This is a genomic window from Teichococcus aestuarii (genome assembly GCF_003116135.1).
GTDB classification, from domain to species: Bacteria; Pseudomonadota; Alphaproteobacteria; order Acetobacterales; family Acetobacteraceae; genus Pseudoroseomonas; species Pseudoroseomonas aestuarii.
Window position 1 is genome coordinate 106575 of sequence record NZ_PDOA01000006.1, and the last position, 16743, is coordinate 123317.

A 16743-nucleotide genomic window follows, 5' to 3' on the forward strand; every position below is an offset into this window, starting at 1 on the left:
CGGGAGAACGCCGCCGATGAAAGCCATGCTCTGCCACGCCTATGGTCCCCCTTCCGGCCTGCGCGCCGGGGAGCTGCCGGAGCCGGTGGCCGGCCCTGGCGAGGTGCTGCTGCATGTCGAGGCCTGCGGCGTGAACTTCCCCGACACGCTGCTGATCGAGGGGCGATACCAGCAGAAGCCGCCCCTTCCCTTCGCGCCGGGCGGCGAGGTGTGCGGCACCGTGGCGGCGCTGGGCGAGGGCGTGGCGGGGCCGCCCATCGGCACCCGCGTGGCGGCGCTGATCACCTGGGGCGGCTTCGCCGAGGCCGTGGCGGTGGAGGCGGCGCGCATCGTGCCGGTGCCGGAGGGCGTGGCGCCGGCGGCGGCGGCCTCCATCTGCCTTGCCTACGGCACGGTGCTGCACGCCCTTCGCGACCGCGGCGCCCTGCAGCCCGGCGAGACGCTGCTGGTGCTGGGTGCTGCCGGCGGCACCGGCATGGCGGCCATCCAGATCGGCCGGCTGCTCGGCGCGCGCGTCATCGCCGCCGCCTCCACGGCCGAGAAGCGCGCGGCCTGCCTGGCGCAGGGCGCCGAGGCCGCCATCGACTACACCGCCGAGGGCTGGCGCGACGAATTGCGCGCCCTCACCGGCGGGCGCGGCGTGGACGTGGTGTTCGATCCCGTCGGCGGCGCGCAGGCCGAGCCGGCGCTGCGCTCCACGGCCTGGCGCGGGCGCTACCTGGTGGTGGGCTTCGCGAGCGGCGAGATCCCGCGCCTGCCCTTCAACCTCGCGCTGCTGAAGGGCTGCGCCATTATCGGCGTGTTCTACGGCGAGTTCGCGCGGCGCGAGCCGGAGGCCAACCGCGCCCTGCTGGCCCAGCTGTTCGCCTGGGTGGCGGCGGGGCGGCTTGCGCCGCATATCTCCGCCACCTATCCGCTGGAGCAGGCCGCCGAGGCGCTGGAGGCGCTCGCCGCGCGGCGCGCCACGGGCAAGCTGGTGCTGCTCACCCACGCGGCGCCGTCTCCGGCGGGCGCAGCGCGATGAGCGCGTCCACCGCCAGCTGACGGGTGCCGTTGCAGATCACCGGGTTCACGTCGATCTCGGCGATGCGGTCCGCATGGTCCGCCGCCAGCTCCGAGACGCGCTGGACGATGCCGGCCAGGGTGTCGAGATCCACGGCGGGCAGGTTGCGGAAGCCCTCCAGCAGCTTCGCGCCCTTCAGCCGCGCCAGCATCGCCCGCGCCTCGGCATGGCCCACCGGGGCGAGGGCCACGGCGCTGTCGCGCAGCAGTTCCACCAGGATCCCGCCCAGACCCACCAGCACGGTCGGGCCGAAGAGCGGGTCGCGCACGGCGCCCACCACCATCTCGATGCCGGCCGGCACCATGGGCTGCACCAGCACGCCGTTGAGGCGCGCACCGGGCGCCGCGCGGGCGGCATTGGCCATCACCTCGGCATGGGCGGCGCGCACCGCCGCGGCGTTGCTCAGGTTCAGGCGGATGACACCGGCCTCCGTCTTGTGCGGCAGGTCGGGGGATTCGACCTTCAGCACCACCGGGTAGCCGGCGGCCTCGGCGGCGGCCACGGCGGCCTCGGCATCGTTCACCAGCGTCTCGGCCACCACGGGCACGCCATAGGCGGCGAGCACGGCCTTGGCCTCGCGCTCGGTCAGCACCGGGCCGGAAGCGCGGTCCAGCAGCGCGGCCACGGCCACGGCGGCGCCTTCGGGGGCGGCGCGGCGGCGGTCCGGCGCGCCCGCCGCGCGGAGCGCCCCGCGCGCCTGCCAGGCGCCGAGCGCCGCCATGCAGCGGTCCATCGAGCGGAACAGCGCCACATGCGGCTGCGCCTCCGCCTCCCGCGCGCCGGGGCCTTCGAGATACTGGCTGGTCCAGACCACGCAGGCGGGCTTGCCATGCTCGGCGGCAAGCTCGTTCAGCATGGCGAAGCGTGGCGTGGCGGTGTCGTAGGCATAGCCATTGGGCAGGATCAGCGTGCCGAAGGCGGGGTCGGCCAGCAGCGCGCCGGCGCAGGCGCGGAGCGATTCCGGGTCGGTCAGCACCTGCGCCGTCACGTCGCAGGGGTTGCGGGCGGAGCCGAATTCCGGGATGCGCGCCTCCAGCACGGCGCGCGCCGCCTCGCCCGGCTGCGGCATGGCGATGCCGCGCACCTCCGCCCGGTCCGCCGCCATGATGGCCGAGCCGCCGGAGGTGGAGACCACCGCCACCCCCGCCGCGCGCGGCGCCGGCGCCTTGGCCAGGAAGCCGGCCAGCTCCAGCAGCCCCTCGTATTGCTCGGCCATCACCGCGCCGCTGCGCGCGAAGGCGGCGCGGTAGGCGGCGTCCGACCCCGCCAGCGAGCCGGTGTGGGAGAGCGCGGCCTCCGCCCCGCTGGCGCCGGTGGCCAGCTTGTGCACCACCAGCGGCTTGTCGTTGGCCCAGGCCAGTTCGGCGGCCTCCAGCAGGCGGCGCGGGTCCGCCATGCCCTCGAACAGCAGGGCGATGGCCGAGCAGGCGGGATCCTCGGCCAGGGCCGCCACATAGTCGGCCACATCGACATCGGCCGAGTTGCCGCAGGTGAGGATGCGGCCGATGGCCACCCCCGCCTCGGTGGCCTGCGCCAGCGCGAAGCCCAGATTGCCCGACTGGCTGACAATGCCGATGGCCGGGCCGCTGAGCGGCCGCGCCGGGCGCGGCACCGTCATGAAGCTGGCGCCGGCACCGCTCGCATAGTCCACCACCCCCAGGCAGTTCGGCCCGACCAGCCGCACCCCGCCCTGCCGCGCCCGCGCCACCAGCCGCGCCTGCAATTCCACCCGCTCCGCGCGCCCCGTCTCGGCGAAGCCCGCCGCGTAGAGCACCAGCGCTCCGGCGCCGAGGGCGATGCACTCCTCCAGCACCGCCTCGGCGGCCTCCAGCGGGGTGGCGGCCACCACGAGGTCCGGCACCTCCGGCAGGGCGGTGAGGCTGGGGTGGCAGGGGCGCTCGCCCAGCCGGTCGTAGCGCGCATTCACCAGGTGCAGCCGGCCGGTGAAGCCGGAGAGGTGGTGCACCGTGCGCTCGCCGAAGGAGCCCTTGCGGGCCGAGGCGCCGACCACGGCGATGCTCCGTGGCGAGAGCAGCGGGCGCAGATCGGCCGCGCGGTAGAGCGGGCGGGAGGCGAGGAAGTGGGCTTCAGGCATCGTGTCCAGACTCTCGGGCTTCTTGGTCCGGCCGGGCGGCGGCGCCCGGCCGGCGGGTGTCCCTAGCGGGGTGCCGTGGCGGCGAGGCGCTGCACCAGCGGGCGCCAGCGCTCCATCTCGGTGCGCAGGAAGGTGGCGAAATCCTCCGGCGAGCCGCCAGCGACGTATTGCGCCTCCGCCAGCAGCCGCTCGCGCAGCGCCTGCGCTTCCATGGCCTTCAGCGCGGCGGCGTTCAGCGCCGCCACGGCCTCGGGCGGGGTGCGGGCGGGGGCGAGCAGGCCGAACCAGGTCTGCGCCACCATGTTCGGGCCGAACTCGGAGAAGTTGGGGATGTCGGGCGTCGCCGCCACGCGTTGCTCGCCCGTCCAGCCGATGATGTGGGCGCGGCCCGAGCGGTGCGCGTTGAGGCCGGAGCTGCCGCCCACCACGATGGCGTCCAGCGTGCCGCCCAGCAGGTCGGTGAGCTGCTGGGAATCGCCGCGATAGGTCACCTCGGTGAGCCGGATGCCCATCCCCTCGAAGGCGACGATGGCGGCGATGTTGTTGAAGCTGGTGGGGCCATTCGAGCCGTAGTTCAGCTTGCCCGGCTGCTTCTTCGCCAGCGCGACGAATTCGGGGATGGTCTTCGGCAGCCCGCTCTTCACCGCCACGGCGAAGGGCAGCTTGGAGACCAGCACGACGGGCGCGAAATCCTCCGGCTTGTAGGGCAGCCGGTCTGGCAGCAGCGGGTTCAGCGTCAGCGTGGTGCCGGAGGACATCAGCAGCGTGTGCCCGTCCGGCGCCGCGCGGGCCACCGCCTCGGCGCCGATGATGGTCTGCGCGCCGGGCTTGTTCTCGATGATCACCGGCTGCCCCAGCAGGGGCGCCATGCTGTCCGCCATGGTGCGGGCCGCGACGTCGGTGGAGCCGCCCGGCGGGAAGGGGACCACGATGGTCACCGGCCGCGTCGGGAAGGCCGCCGCGCGGGCCGGGCGCGGCCGGGCGGCGGCGGCACCGCCTAGCGCCAGGGCGGTGGCCGCCCGCAGAACATCTCGTCTTTCCATGGTGTCCTCCTGTTGCCGCGGCCGCTCATTCAGGCGGCGGCCGCTGGCGGGTGGTCTGTGGTGCCGCGCCTATTCGAGCAGGCTGTCGCGCAGCGCGGCGCGGCGGGGCGCGTCCAGCCCCAGCGCGGCCTCGAGGAAGGCGTCGGTATCCGCGTGGCCGCGCAGCGCCGTCGCCAGCGCCGCTTCCAGCAGTGGCGCGTGGGCGCGCTTCAGCGCCTCGGAGACGGCGGGCGGCGTGCCGGGCGGCAGCGCGGCGTGACCGTCCCAGAAGCGGTTGGTGGCGAGGTAGTCCTCCAGGATGGTCTCGCGCGGCACGCCGAGCGCCGTCAGCAGCAGGGCGGCGCCGAAGCCGGTGCGGTCCTTGCCCGCCGAGCAGTGGAACACCAGCGGCCGCCGCTCCGGTTGCAGCAGCAGGCCGAACAGCGCGCGGTACTGCGGCAGCTTGCTGGTGGCATAGGCCTGGTAGGCCTGCCCCAGCAGCCCCACCACATCCTCGCCCGTCGCCTCGGCGCGGGCCAGGATGTCGCGCAGCGCGGCGCCGACGGTGGGCTCGATCGGCAGCGGCACGACCTCCGGCCCGCCTTCCGGCAGGCGGGAGGGCGCGCGGGCGCGCTCCTTCTCGCCGCGCAGGTCGCACACCGTGCGCAGGCCGAGCCGCCCCAGCACCACGAGATCGGCCTCGGTCAGCGCATGCAGCGCGGCGGCGCGGAACACCTGCCCGAAGCGCACCCGCCGCCCATCGGCGGCGCGGTAGCCGCCGAGGTCGCGCAGGTTGGTGCAGCCCTCCAGCAGCACGCGGCGCGGCAGCACCTCATCGCGGGCGGCGGCGTGGTCCATGCTCATCGCCCCTGGAACTGCGCGGGGCGCTTCTCGAACCAGGATTGCAGCGCCTCGCGATGATCATCCGTGCTGTGCGCCAGCGCCTGGTAGGCGGCGGACAGCTCCAGCAGCGAGGAGAGGCGCATATGCTGCCCCTCGCGCAGCAGCCGCTTGGTCAGGCGCAGCACCTGCGGCGGGTTGCGGGCGATGCGCGCCGCCAGCGAGCGCGCCTCCTCCATCAGCAGTCCGTCCGGCACCACGCGGGAGATCAGGCCGCAGGCCAGCGCCGCCTTCGCGTCCAGCCGGTCGCCGGTGAAGGCCATCTCGGCGGCCATCGACTGCCCCACGGCGCGCGGCAGCAGCCAGGCCCCGCCATCGCCCGGCACGATGCCGACGCTCACGAAGCTCTCGGCATAGGAGGAGCTTTCGGCGCCGATGCGGATGTCGCACATGCAGGCGAGGTCGAGCCCCGCGCCGATCGCCGGGCCGTTCACCGCGGCGATGGTCGGCACGTCAAGCTCGTAGAGCGCCAGTGGGATCTTCTGGATTCCCCGCCGGTAGCTGTCGCGGATCTCGGCCGGCGGCATGCCGTAGCGGTCGCGCATCGCCTTGAGGTCGCCGCCGGCCGAGAAGGCGCTGCCGGCGCCGGTGAGGATCACCGCGCGCACGTCGCGCTCGGCGGCGATCCAGGCGCAGGCCTCGGTGAAGGCCTCCGTGCTGCCGCCCTCGATGGAGAGCGCGTTGCGCTTCTCCGGCATGTTCATCGTCAGGGTGACGATGGGGCCGTCGCGGGCGATGGTCAGGAAGTCGTTCAAGGCGTCGTCTCCTCAAGCGGCGGGGGCGCGAGCCGGGCGCGCACGAAGGCCAGGGATTCGGCGTCAGCCCCGCGCAGGAACTCGGCGCCCAGCCAGGCATTCCAATGGCCCTCGGCCCCGAAGCGCAGCCTGCCCCGGTGCAGCAGCCCGGTCCAGAGATGCAGGTCCACCTCGGCGGTGATGCCCATGGCGCCGTGCACCGCATGCGCGATGCCGGCGGCGCGCGAGGCTGCCTCGCCGATGCGCGCCTTGGCGGCGGCGACGCGCGCCGTGTCGAGCCCCGCCACGCCCGATCCGCCCGGCAGCGCCGCGAGCTGGGCGGCGATGCGCGCGGCGAAGACATCCTCCGTCATCAGGCTGATCTGCTGCTGCACGGCCTGGAAGGCGGCGATGGGGCGGCCGAACTGGCGGCGCTCCCCGGCATAGCGCACCGTCTCCTCCAGCATGCGCTCCAGCGCGCCGGCCATGCCGGCCAGTGTGGCGAAGGCGCCGGCGGCCAGCCAGTCCGCTTGCGGCAGCGCGCGCGCATTCCCGGCCGAGGCCCAGCGCAGCACGGCGCCATAGGAGGAACTGTCCTCCCGCGTGGCGCCGTCGGCGGGCAGCAGCCACGCGCCGCCCTCCGGCCGGGGCAGCAGCACCCAGGCCGCCGGCCCCGCCGCCGCGATCCGGCCGCGCGGCACTTCGCCCGGCAGCGCCTCGGCCAGCGCGATGGGGCCGGGCGGCACCTCAAGCCCGGCGCCGGCCAGGGCAGCGCGGGCAAGCATGGTCTCGCCCAGCGGCAGGGGGGCCGCGGCGCGGCCGGCGGCAAGCAGCACGGGCAGCGCCTCGGAAAGCGCGAGCCCGGCGCCGCCGGCCGCCTCCGGCACCAGCGCGTCGGCGAAGCCGGCCTCCTCCACCGCGGCCCACAGCGCATCGGCGGGGCCGCCCTCTTGGATGGCCCGCACGGCGGCGGGGGCGGCATGGCGCGCGAACAGCTCCGCCGCGGCCCGGGCCAGCAGGTCGTCGGTCATCACGGCGTCCATCAGCGCAACCCCATGCCGCGCGCGATCATGCCGCGCAGGATTTCCCGTGTGCCGCCGCGCAGCGAATAGGAGGGCGCCATGGCGCTGGTATAGGCCAGGGCGCGCAGCAGCGCGGCGGGCGGCTCGCGCGCCGGGTCGGCGCCCAGCCGGTCCTCCAGCAGGGCGGGGACAGCCTGCTCGAACTCGGTGCCGAGGTCCTTCACCAGCGCCGCCTCCACCACCGGGCTCTCACCGCGCACCAGGCGGTCCGTCACGGCCACCGACATGGCGCGCAGCACGGCCAGATGCCCGAGCAGCCGTCCGAGCAGCGCGGTGGAGGCCGCGTCCGCCGCCCCCGCCCGCAGCCAGCCGATCCATTCGTCGAGCAGCACGGCGGAGGAGAGCACGCGCTCCGGCCCGCTGCGCTCGAAGGCCAGCTCGGCATTCACCTGCGCCCAGCCAGCGCCCTCCTCGCCGACCAGCGCGTCCTCCGGCAGCAGCACATCCTCGAACACCACCTCGGAGAAATGCGCGTCGCCCGCCAGGTCGCGGATCGGGCTGATGCGCACGCCGGGCAGCGAGAGGTCGATGATGAACTGCGACAGCCCCTTGTGCCGGTCCTGCGCCGTGCCGGAGCTGCGCACCAGCGCGATCATGTAATGCGAGTGGTGCGCGTTGGTGGTCCAGATCTTGGCGCCGTTCAGCCGCCAGCCGCCCGCCTCGCGCACCGCCCGGGTGCTGACGCTGGCGAGGTCCGAGCCGGTGTCCGGCTCGCTCATGCCGATGCAGAAGAAGCTCTCGCCGCGGCAGATGCGCGGCAGGTGGAAGCGCCGCTGCGCCTCCGTGCCGAAGCGCAGGATCAGCGGCCCGCTCTGCCGGTCGGCGATCCAGTGGGCGGAGACGGGGGCGCCGGCGGCGAGCAGCTCCTCCACCAGCACATAGCGGGCGAAGGGGCCGCGGCCGGCGCCGCCATATTCCTCCGGGAAGGTGAGGCCGAGCCAGCCCTGCCCGCCCAGGGCGCGGCTGAAGCCGGCATCGAACCCCATCCAGGAGCGGGCGCGCCGCTCGGGCGGGATCTGCGGCACGTGCTCCGCCAGGAAGGCGCGGATGGCCGGGCGCAGCGCCTCGTCCTCGGCCGGGATGGCGGACAGCGGCAGGGCGGCGAGCATGGCTTCGTTGTCTTCCCTTCAGTCCAGCCGGACGCCGCTCTCGGCGATGACCCTGCCCCAGCGGGCCGTCTCGGAACGCAGATACGCGCCATAGGATTCCGGCGTGCCGCCCAGCGGCTCGGTACCCTGGCCGGCGAGGCGGGCGCGCACATCGGCATCGGCCAGGGCGGCCAGAACGGCGCCGTTCAGCCGGGCGACGATGGCCTCCGGCGTGCGCGCAGGCAGCATCATCCCCTGCCAGGCTCCCACCTCGAAGCCGGGCATCAGGGTCTCCGCCAGGGCCGGCACATCGGGCAGCGGCGCGATGCGGCGCGGGCTGGTGACGGCCAGCGCCCGCAGGCGGCCATCGCGGATCAGCGGAAGGGCGGAATTCACCGTGTCGGTGAGGAACTGCACGCGGCCGGCGGCGGCATCCAGCAGCGCCGGCGCGCTGCCGCGATAGGGCACGTGCACCGCCTCCAGCCCCTGGGCGCGCAGCAGCATGAAGGCGGCGAGATGGGTGACGTTGCCATTGCCCGCCGAGCCATAGGTGAGCTGCCCCGGCCGTGCCCTGAGATGCGCGACGAAGCCCGCCACGTCCTGCACCGGCAGCTCGGCGTTCACCGCCAGCACCAGCGGGATGGTGGCCGTCAGCGCCACGGGCCGCAGGTCGCGCAGCGCGTCATAGGGCAGCTGGGCATAGAGCGCCGGGCTGAGCGCGATGGAGGAGGTGTTGTAGAGCACCGTGTAGCCGTCGGGCTCCGCCTTGGCCACGGCGTCGTTGCCGATGTTGCCATTGGCCCCGGGCCGGTTCTCGGCCACCACGGCCTGGCCGATCTCGCGGCCGATCCGCTCGGCCAGCACGCGCGCGACGATGTCGGTCGGGCCGCCGGGCGGGAAGGGGATGATCAGCCGGACGGGGCGCTGCGGCCAGGCATGAGCCTGGGCATGACCCTGGGCCTGGGCCTGGGCGGCAGGATTGGCCGCGAGGGCCGCGGGCAAGGTGGCGGCGGCCAGCAGGGCGCGGCGCCCGACGAGCGGAGAGGACGTCATGCCGGCAACTCCACATCCTGACGCGCGGCACGGGGCACGGCGCACTGCACCACGCCCGCCGCCTGCAGGCGCGCGATCTCCCGGGGCTCAAGACCCAGCGTGCCCGCCAGCACCGCCTCGGTGTCCTGGCCCAGCCAGGGGGGCGCCTGGCGGTAGCTGGGCGGCGTGCGGGAGAACCGGCCGGGATAGCCGATCACCGTCAGCGCCGTGCCATCGGCGCGGCGCATGGCCTGCAGCAGGCCGCGCGCCGCCACCTGCGGGTCGGCCAGCACCTGGTCGATGGTGTTGATGGGGCCGCCGGGCACGCCGGCCTTCGCCATGGCCGCCAGCAGGTCCGCCGCCTTCCAGGGGGCGATGGCCTTGGCCAGCGCCAGCTCCAGCGTCCGCCGCTCGCGCGCGCGGCCGGCATTGGTCGCGTAGCGCGGGTCCTCGGCCATCTCGTCCAGGCCGAGCAGCTGGCAGAGCGCGCGGAACTGCCCGTCATTGCCGCAGGCGACGATGACGTAGTCGTCCGCCGCGGCGAAGTCCCGGTAGGGCACCACGTTGGGATGGTCGTTGCCGAGCCGCTGCGGCACCGCGCCGCCCACCAGGTAGTTCATCCCCTGGTTGACCAGCAGGGCAAGCTGGCTGTCGAGCAGCGCGCAGTCGAGATGCTGGCCCTGACCGCTGCGGTCACGCTCGCGCAGGGCCGCCAGGATGGAGATGGTGGCATAGAGGCCGGTGAAGAGGTCGCTCACCGGCAGGCCCACCTTCATCGGCCCGGCGCCCGGCGCGCCATCGGGCCGGCCGGTGATGCTCATCAGGCCGCTCATGCCCTGGATCAGGAAATCGTAGCCGCCACGCTGGGCATAAGGGCCGGTATGGCCGAAGCCGGTGATGGAGCAGTAGATCAGCCGCGGGTTGGCGGCGCAGAGCGTGGCCTTGTCCAGCCCGTACTTCTCCAGGCCGCCGGTGCGGAAATTCTCCACCAGGATGTCCGCCTGCAGGGCGAGGCGGCGGACCAGCGCGGCGCCCTCCGGCCGGGCGAAGTCGATGGCGAGGGACTGCTTGTTGCGGTTGGCGCAGAGGTAGTAGGCCGCGTCCGGCCGCTCGGAGCCGTCCTCCAGGAAGGGCGGGCCCCAGCGGCGGGTGTCGTCGCCGCCGCCGGGCTGCTCCACCTTCAGCACCTCGGCGCCGAGGTCGCCCAGGATCTGGGTGGCCCAGGGCGCCGCCAGCACGCGGGAGAGGTCCAGCACCTTCAGCCCGGCCAGCGGTCCCGGCGCGGCGGCGCCCTCCCCTTCCCCGTTCACGGACTCCTCCGCGGGCGCGTGATGGCGCATGCGGCGTCTCCTCCCTGGCCTGCGGCGCCTCGTGCAAGATGGCGCGCGGTTCTGCATCCGAGGCAGAGTTTCATTGTTTGAAATGACGTTTCATAGGGACTATGACACGCTCCCCCCGGGCCGTGAACCGGGAATCGGCTGGCCTGGGGCTTTCCTTGAAGCCGGCCGTCTTTGCGAGGAGTCCGCCGGGCATGCCCTCCTACGAGCCTGTCACCGCCGTGCTGCGGGGCTTGGAGGTGCTGCGGGCGGTGAACCACCTGCGCAGCGCCACGGTGCGCGAGATCCATGAGGCGACCGGCCTGAACCAGCCCACCGTGGTGCGGATGCTGGAGACGCTGATCCATGCCGGCTTCGTGGCGCGCCAGCCAGGCCAGCCGCACTACCTCCCCACGGGCCGCACCCTGGAACTGAGCGCCGGCTATGAGCTGCAACGCGAGGTCGGGCTTGCCGCCACGCCGGTGATGACGCGGCTGCGGCGCGGCATCGGCTGGCCCTCCGATATCGGCGTGTTCGACGGCGATGCCATGGTGGTGGTGCACACCAGCCGCGGCGAGGGCGGGCGCTTCCTGTTCGAGCGCCGGCCCGGCTTCCGCGCGCCGATCCTGGCCACCTCGCTCGGCCGTGCCTATCTCGCCCATTGCAGCGAGGCGGACCGGCGCCAGGCGCTGGAACGCGCCGCCCGCCTGCCCGAGCCCTGGAACGAGCCCGCCCGGCAGCCGGCGTCGCTGGAAGCCCTGCTGCACCGCATCCGCACCGAGGGCTATGCCGGGATGGATGAGGCCTATGCAGCGCGCGACTATGGTGGGATGGCCAGCGCCATCGGCGTGCCGGTGCTGGAGGGAGGCGTGGCCATCGCCGCGCTGAACCTGATGTATCTGCGCGATGCCATCGACCAGGGGAGCGTCGTGCAGAAGCTGCTGCCGGCGCTGCAGCAGGCGGCGCGGGAGCTGGCCGAGGCCCTGAGCGGCCTGAAGCGCCCCGGCTGACGGCGCCCCCGCCCGGCTTCAGGCCCGCGCCTGGGCGCCCCTGCCGCGCCGCAGGCCGGGCAGGTGCACCCGCAGATGGTCGCTCGCCAGCACGGCGGCCGCGAGAGCCAGCCCCGAGGCGCCCACCGCGATCGCCAGGCGCGTCAGCAGCGGCAGGCTCTCCGGCGTGACGAAGCACACCAGCCCGTAGGCGAGGCCCACCGCCACCAGCTGCGGCAGCACGCTGCTGCGCAGCCAGCGCCCGGCGAGCCCCTTCAGCCGGTTGCGGAAGGCCGTGGCGGTGAAGATCACGAAGGCCAGCCCGTTGGCGCCGATCAGGCAGAGCGCCGGAAGGATGACGCCGTAGCGCGGCGTCAGCAGCAGGATGGCGGGCAGGTAGAGCGCGCCGGTGACGAGGTTCGACTTCAGCGCCGTCGCCGGGTCGCCCTCCGCCATCTGCAGGGCGTGGGAGGGGCGGCAGAGGCCGCTCAGCGCATAGGCGGCGGCCAGCGCCGCCAGCACGGGCGCGAACTCCCGCGCCGCGTCGGGCCGGCCGCTGACCAGCTCGATGAAGGCGGCGCCGAAGAAGACCAGCGCGCCCGCCGCCGTCAGCATCAGCGCGAAGGTGGCCTGCGAGGCGGTGAAGAACAGCACCCGCAGCTCCTGGATGTGCTCGCCGCGGACATAGGCGGACATGCGCGGGAAGGTGGCGGTGATGAGCGGCGTGGTCAGCCGCACCATGGCCGAGCACATGGTGGAGACCAGCGAATAGGTGCCGAAGACGGAGAGCGGCAGCATGGCGCTGATGACGAGGGAGTCGGCGATCTGCACGAAGGTGCCCGTGGCGGCGGAGGCCATGTTGGTGCCGGCGAAGGCCACGGTCTGGCCGATCAGCGCCATCTCCAGCCGGCGCGGCCGGAAGGCGCCGGGCACGACGCGCGCCACCACCAGCGCGAAGCTGCCGGTCTCGACGATGCTGGCGACGATCTGGCTCCAGAAGAAGGCGTGCGCGCTCGGCTCCACGGCCAGGGCGCCGAGGCCCAGGACGAGGCGCAGGATGCCGGTGGAGGCGAGCAGCACATTGCAGGTGACCTGCCGCTCCAGCCCTTCCAGCGTGGCCTGGAACACGCCGCGCAGGCGCTGGATGCCCATGGCAATCCCCATCAGCACGAGGCTGGAGGCCACATAGGAGGTCTCGATGTCCTGCGGCTTCAGCCAGTGCCGGGCCAGCAGCCCGGAGCCCGCCCAGACGGCGAGGACGAGGATGATGGCCAAGGCCAGGTAGATCAGCAGGAAGTTGAAGACGAGCGAGCCGGTGCCGGCCGGGTCCTCCACCTGCTGGCGCGCGACCGCCCGTGTCGCCGTCTGGCCGAGGCCGGCATCGAAGATGGCGGCTGCCGTCATCAGCACGGTGAAGAAGCCGATCAGGCCATATTGCTCGGCGCCGGCGAGCCGGTAGCCGCCGAAGGCAAGCCCTGCCTGCACCGCGATGGAGACCGCCATTCCGACCAGATTGGCGAGGACGTTGCGAGCCATCATGTCCGTCGTGGAACCTTGTCTGGACAAAGGGAATGTTGCTTGGCGTCAAGGCGGAGGGCGCAACGAAAAATGGCTTCGCCATACCGCGAAGCCATCTCCGGAGTTCCCCTTGGTGGCTGCCGCCGCCTCAGTAGGCGCCGCGGCTGAACAGCACGGCCGGGACGGTCTTGAAGAGGATCTTCAGGTCGCGCCAGAAGGAGAACTCGCGCACGTAGCGGCAATCCAGCGCCACGCGCTCGGTGTAGCTGGTGTCGCTGCGGCCGCTGATCTGCCACAGGCCGGTGATGCCGGGGCGCACCATCAGGTAGCTGGCGGCGGCCACACCATAGTGCTGGTCGAGCTCCTCCTGCACCACGGGGCGGGGGCCGACCAGGCTCATGTCGCCGCGCAGGACATTGAGGAGCTGCGGCAGCTCGTCGAGGCTGGTGGCGCGGAGGAAGCGGCCGATGCGGGTGACGCGCGGGTCACGCGGCAGCTTGCGGCTGGTGGCCCAGAGGCGCGCCGCCTCCGGATCGTTCTGCAGCAGCTGCGCCAGCACCTCGGCCGCGTTCGGCACCATGCTGCGGAACTTCAGGCAGCGGAAGCTCCTGCCACCGCGCCCGATGCGCGAATGGCCGAAGATGGCCGGCCCACCATCGGCCGCCACGATGGCCATGACGATGAGGAAAAGCGGAGCCAGCACAACGAGCGCCATGCCTGAAGCCAGAATATCCAGCGAACGCTTGGCGACATGATGCCAGAAACTGTTCTTGCTCTCCAGCCGCCCATAGAGTTGGGCATCCAGAGATGTCGAATTGTCGATCTGGATATTATTTGGCCAATTTGCATGGGTCATTGGGCAACTCCGGTTACAGATGGCCGGTAAGGTATCCGTCTTTCGCCGTCTAAAAATACACGAAACAGTTGACTAAGATAGAATATTTTTGAAAACGCGTCTGCGAGTGCTTTCAACTGTCTGTGTCCATAAGAAGTAATGCCGAGAGTTGTGCAGTAGAGTTCCACAACCTGAAGTTGTCCCTCGGTCTGGGGCAGATTTCTTCTTATCTGTACGAGGGGAAAGAGGGCCTTTTCGGCGTTACCATTCCATGGTGCAGCGCACCATCAACATGACGGTTTCGGAGAAAACAGGCAAATCCGCCTGCCTGACGAGGATTTTACGAGTAGCGCCGAAATAACAGCCAGGCGGCCCCGGGGAAGCCTGCCAAGCCGCCGAGGCGACAGGCGGCCGGAGGGAAGCGGCGGGCGGCGCTCCTCCCTCCCCTGCATGAAAAAGGCGCCGCCGGCGGGAGGCCGGCGGCGCCGATGGGGATGGCCGAGGAAGCTCAGGCGCCCGGCGCGGGCAGACGCTTGAGATCGGGCGAAGCGCTCTTGGCATAGCCCGCATAGTAGCCGAGCGGGTCCAGCCGGCCGGGGCGCACGCGCGTCAGCACCGTCGCCATGCGCGCCCGCATGGAGCGCGGCAGGCGCCGGATGGCTTCCAGCACCATGGTGCGTGACGCCCGCTCCCAGCCGACCGCGAACAGGACGGAGTCCGCGTGCTGCGACAGCACGACCGCATCCGCCACCCGCATGACCGGCGGGCTGTCCATGATCACCAGGTGGTACTCGCGCCGCGCGCGGCTGATCAGCTCGGCGAACTGCCGGGATTCGATCAGCGCCTGCGGGTTGGGCGAGGAGCGGTCGGAGAGCAGGGTGTGCAGGCCCGAGCGCTCGTCCACCTGCACGGCGTCCTCGAAGCGCGTCTCGCCGTTCAGCACCGCCTCGATGCTGCGGCCCGGCCAGGGCGCGCCGAAGATGGTGGACATCTGCGGCCGGCGCATGTCGGTCTCCAGCAGCAGCACCCGCAGCCCGTCGGCCGCCGAGAGGCGCGCCATGGAGGCCGCCAAGGTGCTCTTGCCGTCGCCAATGCCGGGCGAGGTGACCAGCACCGTGTTGGCGGGCCCGCCGCCGGCCACGGACTGCATGGTCAGGCGCAGGGCGCGCAGCGTCTCGGCGATGCCGGACTGCCCCTGCTCCATCACCATCCCCGGCATCCGGCGGCGGCGGCCGCTGCCGAGCGCCGGCAGGCTGCCGGCATTCTGGATGCCGGTGATGGTCACCAGATCCTGCACCGAGTTGACCGTGCCATGCGTCATCCGGCGCAGCACCAGCAGGCCACCCATCAGGAACAGGCCGATGAAGCCGCTGAACGCCGCCACGACGGAGGCCGGCGGGCCGTTCGGGCGGAAGGGCACGGCGGCCGGCGAGATGACGCGCGCCGCCGGGAACTGGGCGGAGGCCAGGCGGGTCTGCTCCGTGCGGGTCAGGAAGGCCTGGTAGACCTGCCGCTTCGCCTCCGCGTCGCGCGTCAGCTGCGCGAGCATCACCTCGGCCTGGGCACCGCTGCGGGCGGTGGTGGTGGTGGTGGCCAGCGAGGCCTGGGCGTCCTGCAGGCGGTCGCGCGCGGCATCCACCTCACGCCGCAGCGAGGTGACGATGCGGCTGGTCTCGCCGGCGATCTGCCGCTGCAGGTCGCGCAGCTCGGCCTCGGCGGCCAGGCGGTCGGGATGGCGCGGGCCAAGGCGCTGGCCGAGCGTGGCGGCGCGCTGGACGATCTCCGCCTCGCGGTCGCGCAGGCTCTGGATCACCGGCGAGGCCAGCGCCTCGCTGGAGGCGCTGCCGCGCAGGCCGGAGCGCATCACGCTGTCCAGCGCCGCCTGGGCGCGGGCCAGCTCCTGCCGGGCCAGCGCCACGCGGGCCTGCTGCTCGTTCAGCTGCAGGGCGCCGAGCGAGCCCTGCGCCGTCTCCAGCAGGCCGCTCTCGCGCCGGAAGGCCTGGATCTTGCGGTCCGCCTGCTCGACATCCTCGCGCAGCGCGGTGAGCCGCTCGGTCAGCCACTCATTGGCCTGCAGGGTGGTGTCCCGCTTGGCGGCCACCTCGAGGGAGATGTAGCGCTCCATCAGGATGTTCACCACCTGCGCCGCCTCGTCCGGAGAGGGCGACAGGTAGCGGACGCTCACCACGTTGCTGTTGTCGGAGGTGCGGATGCTGAGCCGCTGCTGCAGCTCCTCGATGGCCAGCGCGACACGGTCGAGCGGCTGCTCCGGCTCCGCCGGGGCGGGGGGCACGCCGTCCACCGTCTCGCTCCACCAGCGGCCCGCCGAGGCCATGAGCCCGCGTGCCCAATCGCCCGCGTCCTGCATGGCCTTGGAGAAGCCGCTTTCCTGCTCCTCCTTCTGATGGAGTTCCAGCGTGCGGACCACCTCCTCGGCCAGCCGGCGCGAGCGCAGGATATCCGCTTCCGTCCGGATCCGCTGCATGCCGGGAGGCGCATTGGCGACGGATTGGTTCAACTCGGGGATGGGCGGCTCGCGGTTCTCGACCAGCAGCAAGCCTTCGCTGGCGAAGCGGACGGGCAGGGACTTCGCAACGACGAAGCCCAGCACAGCCGTGACAAGGGCCGCAAAGGCCAGCGTCATTTTGCGTCGCCACAAAAGGCTGAGAAGATCGGTCAGGCGCATAGGGTTTGCCTCATGAAGGCCACTGGACAATCGCAAAGGTTGCCAACATTGGGCAGCGGCGGGGCGCCGGGTTTTCCGGTGCCATGCTGAGACCCGCAGGGTGCAGCGTTACTAAACACAGCCTCAACGATCTGTCCAAATAATCGTCCTAGCCTCACACGAATGTGGCTGGTGAATGATAATGTGTCTCTTTAGAGCATTCGTGACGTCATTTTACGCGGTGTCAGGCCCTTGCCGACGCCCGCTTGTCATGTCGCGCATCCGGCACTTCATGCCTGGAGGACGGAATGTTGTTGGTACCGACTGCGTTTTCCCGATCGGCCGCCTGCAGGATTGCATGCTGGCGCGACCGCGGCGGAAAAGGCGACGGTCAAGCTTCAGCC

Annotated in this window: 13 protein-coding genes; 2 read left to right on the forward strand and 11 right to left on the reverse strand. The window is 72.5% G+C overall.

Going from position 1 to position 16743, the window contains the following annotated elements:
- Positions 1–16: 16 nt before the first annotated feature.
- Positions 17–1024: an NADPH:quinone oxidoreductase family protein gene (locus tag CR165_RS11265; RefSeq protein WP_109517089.1), complete on the forward strand. Its 1008-nt coding sequence runs from the start codon at positions 17–19 to the stop codon at positions 1022–1024.
- Here CR165_RS11265 and CR165_RS11270 read toward each other — a convergent pair.
- The 8 genes from CR165_RS11270 to CR165_RS11305 form a co-directional block, all read right to left on the reverse strand.
- A complete protein-coding gene (locus CR165_RS11270) occupies positions 984–3158 on the reverse strand; it encodes an acetate--CoA ligase family protein (RefSeq protein ID WP_109517090.1) in 2175 nt (724 codons plus the stop codon). The genes CR165_RS11265 and CR165_RS11270 overlap by 41 nt on opposite strands.
- A gap of 62 nt (positions 3159–3220) precedes the next feature.
- A complete protein-coding gene (locus CR165_RS11275) occupies positions 3221–4201 on the reverse strand; it encodes a tripartite tricarboxylate transporter substrate binding protein (RefSeq protein WP_109517091.1) in 981 nt (326 codons plus the stop codon).
- 69 nt (positions 4202–4270) lie between these two features.
- A complete protein-coding gene (locus tag CR165_RS11280; protein ID WP_109517092.1) occupies positions 4271–5044 on the reverse strand; it encodes a tyrosine-protein phosphatase in 774 nt (257 codons plus the stop codon).
- Positions 5041–5835, reverse strand: coding sequence for a crotonase/enoyl-CoA hydratase family protein (locus tag CR165_RS11285; RefSeq protein ID WP_109517093.1), 795 nt, complete (start codon positions 5833–5835; stop codon positions 5041–5043). Before CR165_RS11285 ends, CR165_RS11280 begins: the two co-directional genes overlap by 4 nt.
- The gene (locus tag CR165_RS11290; RefSeq protein WP_109517197.1) at positions 5832–6845 is read right to left on the reverse strand and encodes an acyl-CoA dehydrogenase family protein; all 1014 of its coding nucleotides are present in this window, start codon (positions 6843–6845) and stop codon (positions 5832–5834) included. Before CR165_RS11290 ends, CR165_RS11285 begins: the two co-directional genes overlap by 4 nt.
- 11 nt (positions 6846–6856) lie before the next feature.
- Positions 6857–8005 (reverse strand): acyl-CoA dehydrogenase family protein, encoded by a 1149-nt coding sequence (locus CR165_RS11295; RefSeq protein WP_109517094.1) that lies wholly within the window; start codon positions 8003–8005, stop codon positions 6857–6859.
- An 18-nt stretch (positions 8006–8023) separates the two neighbouring features.
- A complete protein-coding gene (locus CR165_RS11300; protein ID WP_109517095.1) occupies positions 8024–9037 on the reverse strand; it encodes a tripartite tricarboxylate transporter substrate binding protein in 1014 nt (337 codons plus the stop codon).
- Positions 9034–10356: a CaiB/BaiF CoA transferase family protein gene (locus tag CR165_RS11305; protein WP_109517096.1), complete on the reverse strand. Its 1323-nt coding sequence runs from the start codon at positions 10354–10356 to the stop codon at positions 9034–9036. The genes CR165_RS11300 and CR165_RS11305 overlap by 4 nt, the downstream gene beginning before the upstream one ends.
- 191 nt (positions 10357–10547) lie before the next feature.
- Here CR165_RS11305 and CR165_RS11310 point away from each other — a divergent pair, with 191 nt between their 5' ends.
- Positions 10548–11342 (forward strand): IclR family transcriptional regulator domain-containing protein, encoded by a 795-nt coding sequence (locus CR165_RS11310; protein ID WP_181378108.1) that lies wholly within the window; start codon positions 10548–10550, stop codon positions 11340–11342.
- A gap of 18 nt (positions 11343–11360) precedes the next feature.
- Here CR165_RS11310 and CR165_RS11315 read toward each other — a convergent pair whose 3' ends face one another.
- From CR165_RS11315 to CR165_RS11325, 3 genes are all read right to left on the reverse strand, one after another.
- Positions 11361–12860, reverse strand: coding sequence for a lipopolysaccharide biosynthesis protein (locus tag CR165_RS11315; RefSeq protein WP_146201884.1), 1500 nt, complete (start codon positions 12858–12860; stop codon positions 11361–11363).
- A gap of 127 nt (positions 12861–12987) precedes the next feature.
- Positions 12988–13695: a sugar transferase gene (locus CR165_RS11320; RefSeq protein WP_109517099.1), complete on the reverse strand. Its 708-nt coding sequence runs from the start codon at positions 13693–13695 to the stop codon at positions 12988–12990.
- A gap of 487 nt (positions 13696–14182) precedes the next feature.
- Positions 14183–16360: a GumC family protein gene (locus CR165_RS11325; protein ID WP_109517100.1), complete on the reverse strand. Its 2178-nt coding sequence runs from the start codon at positions 16358–16360 to the stop codon at positions 14183–14185.
- Between the last annotated feature and the right edge of the window lie 383 nt (positions 16361–16743).

Bases quoted from the DNA above. Each gene is read 5' to 3' on its own strand.
- CR165_RS11265 (WP_109517089.1), top strand. From the start codon at position 17: ATGAAAGCCATGCTCTGCCACGCCTATGGTCCCCCTTCCGGCCTGCGC.
- CR165_RS11270 (WP_109517090.1), bottom strand. From the start codon at position 3,158: ATGCCTGAAGCCCACTTCCTCGCCTCCCGCCCGCTCTACCGCGCGGCC.
- CR165_RS11275 (WP_109517091.1), bottom strand. From the start codon at position 4,201: ATGGAAAGACGAGATGTTCTGCGGGCGGCCACCGCCCTGGCGCTAGGC.
- CR165_RS11280 (WP_109517092.1), bottom strand. From the start codon at position 5,044: ATGAGCATGGACCACGCCGCCGCCCGCGATGAGGTGCTGCCGCGCCGC.
- CR165_RS11290 (WP_109517197.1), bottom strand. From the start codon at position 6,845: ATGACCGACGACCTGCTGGCCCGGGCCGCGGCGGAGCTGTTCGCGCGC.
- CR165_RS11295 (WP_109517094.1), bottom strand. From the start codon at position 8,005: ATGCTCGCCGCCCTGCCGCTGTCCGCCATCCCGGCCGAGGACGAGGCG.
- CR165_RS11300 (WP_109517095.1), bottom strand. From the start codon at position 9,037: ATGACGTCCTCTCCGCTCGTCGGGCGCCGCGCCCTGCTGGCCGCCGCC.
- CR165_RS11305 (WP_109517096.1), bottom strand. From the start codon at position 10,356: ATGCGCCATCACGCGCCCGCGGAGGAGTCCGTGAACGGGGAAGGGGAG.
- CR165_RS11310 (WP_181378108.1), top strand. From the start codon at position 10,548: ATGCCCTCCTACGAGCCTGTCACCGCCGTGCTGCGGGGCTTGGAGGTG.
- CR165_RS11315 (WP_146201884.1), bottom strand. From the start codon at position 12,860: ATGATGGCTCGCAACGTCCTCGCCAATCTGGTCGGAATGGCGGTCTCC.
- CR165_RS11320 (WP_109517099.1), bottom strand. From the start codon at position 13,695: ATGACCCATGCAAATTGGCCAAATAATATCCAGATCGACAATTCGACA.
- CR165_RS11325 (WP_109517100.1), bottom strand. From the start codon at position 16,360: ATGCGCCTGACCGATCTTCTCAGCCTTTTGTGGCGACGCAAAATGACG.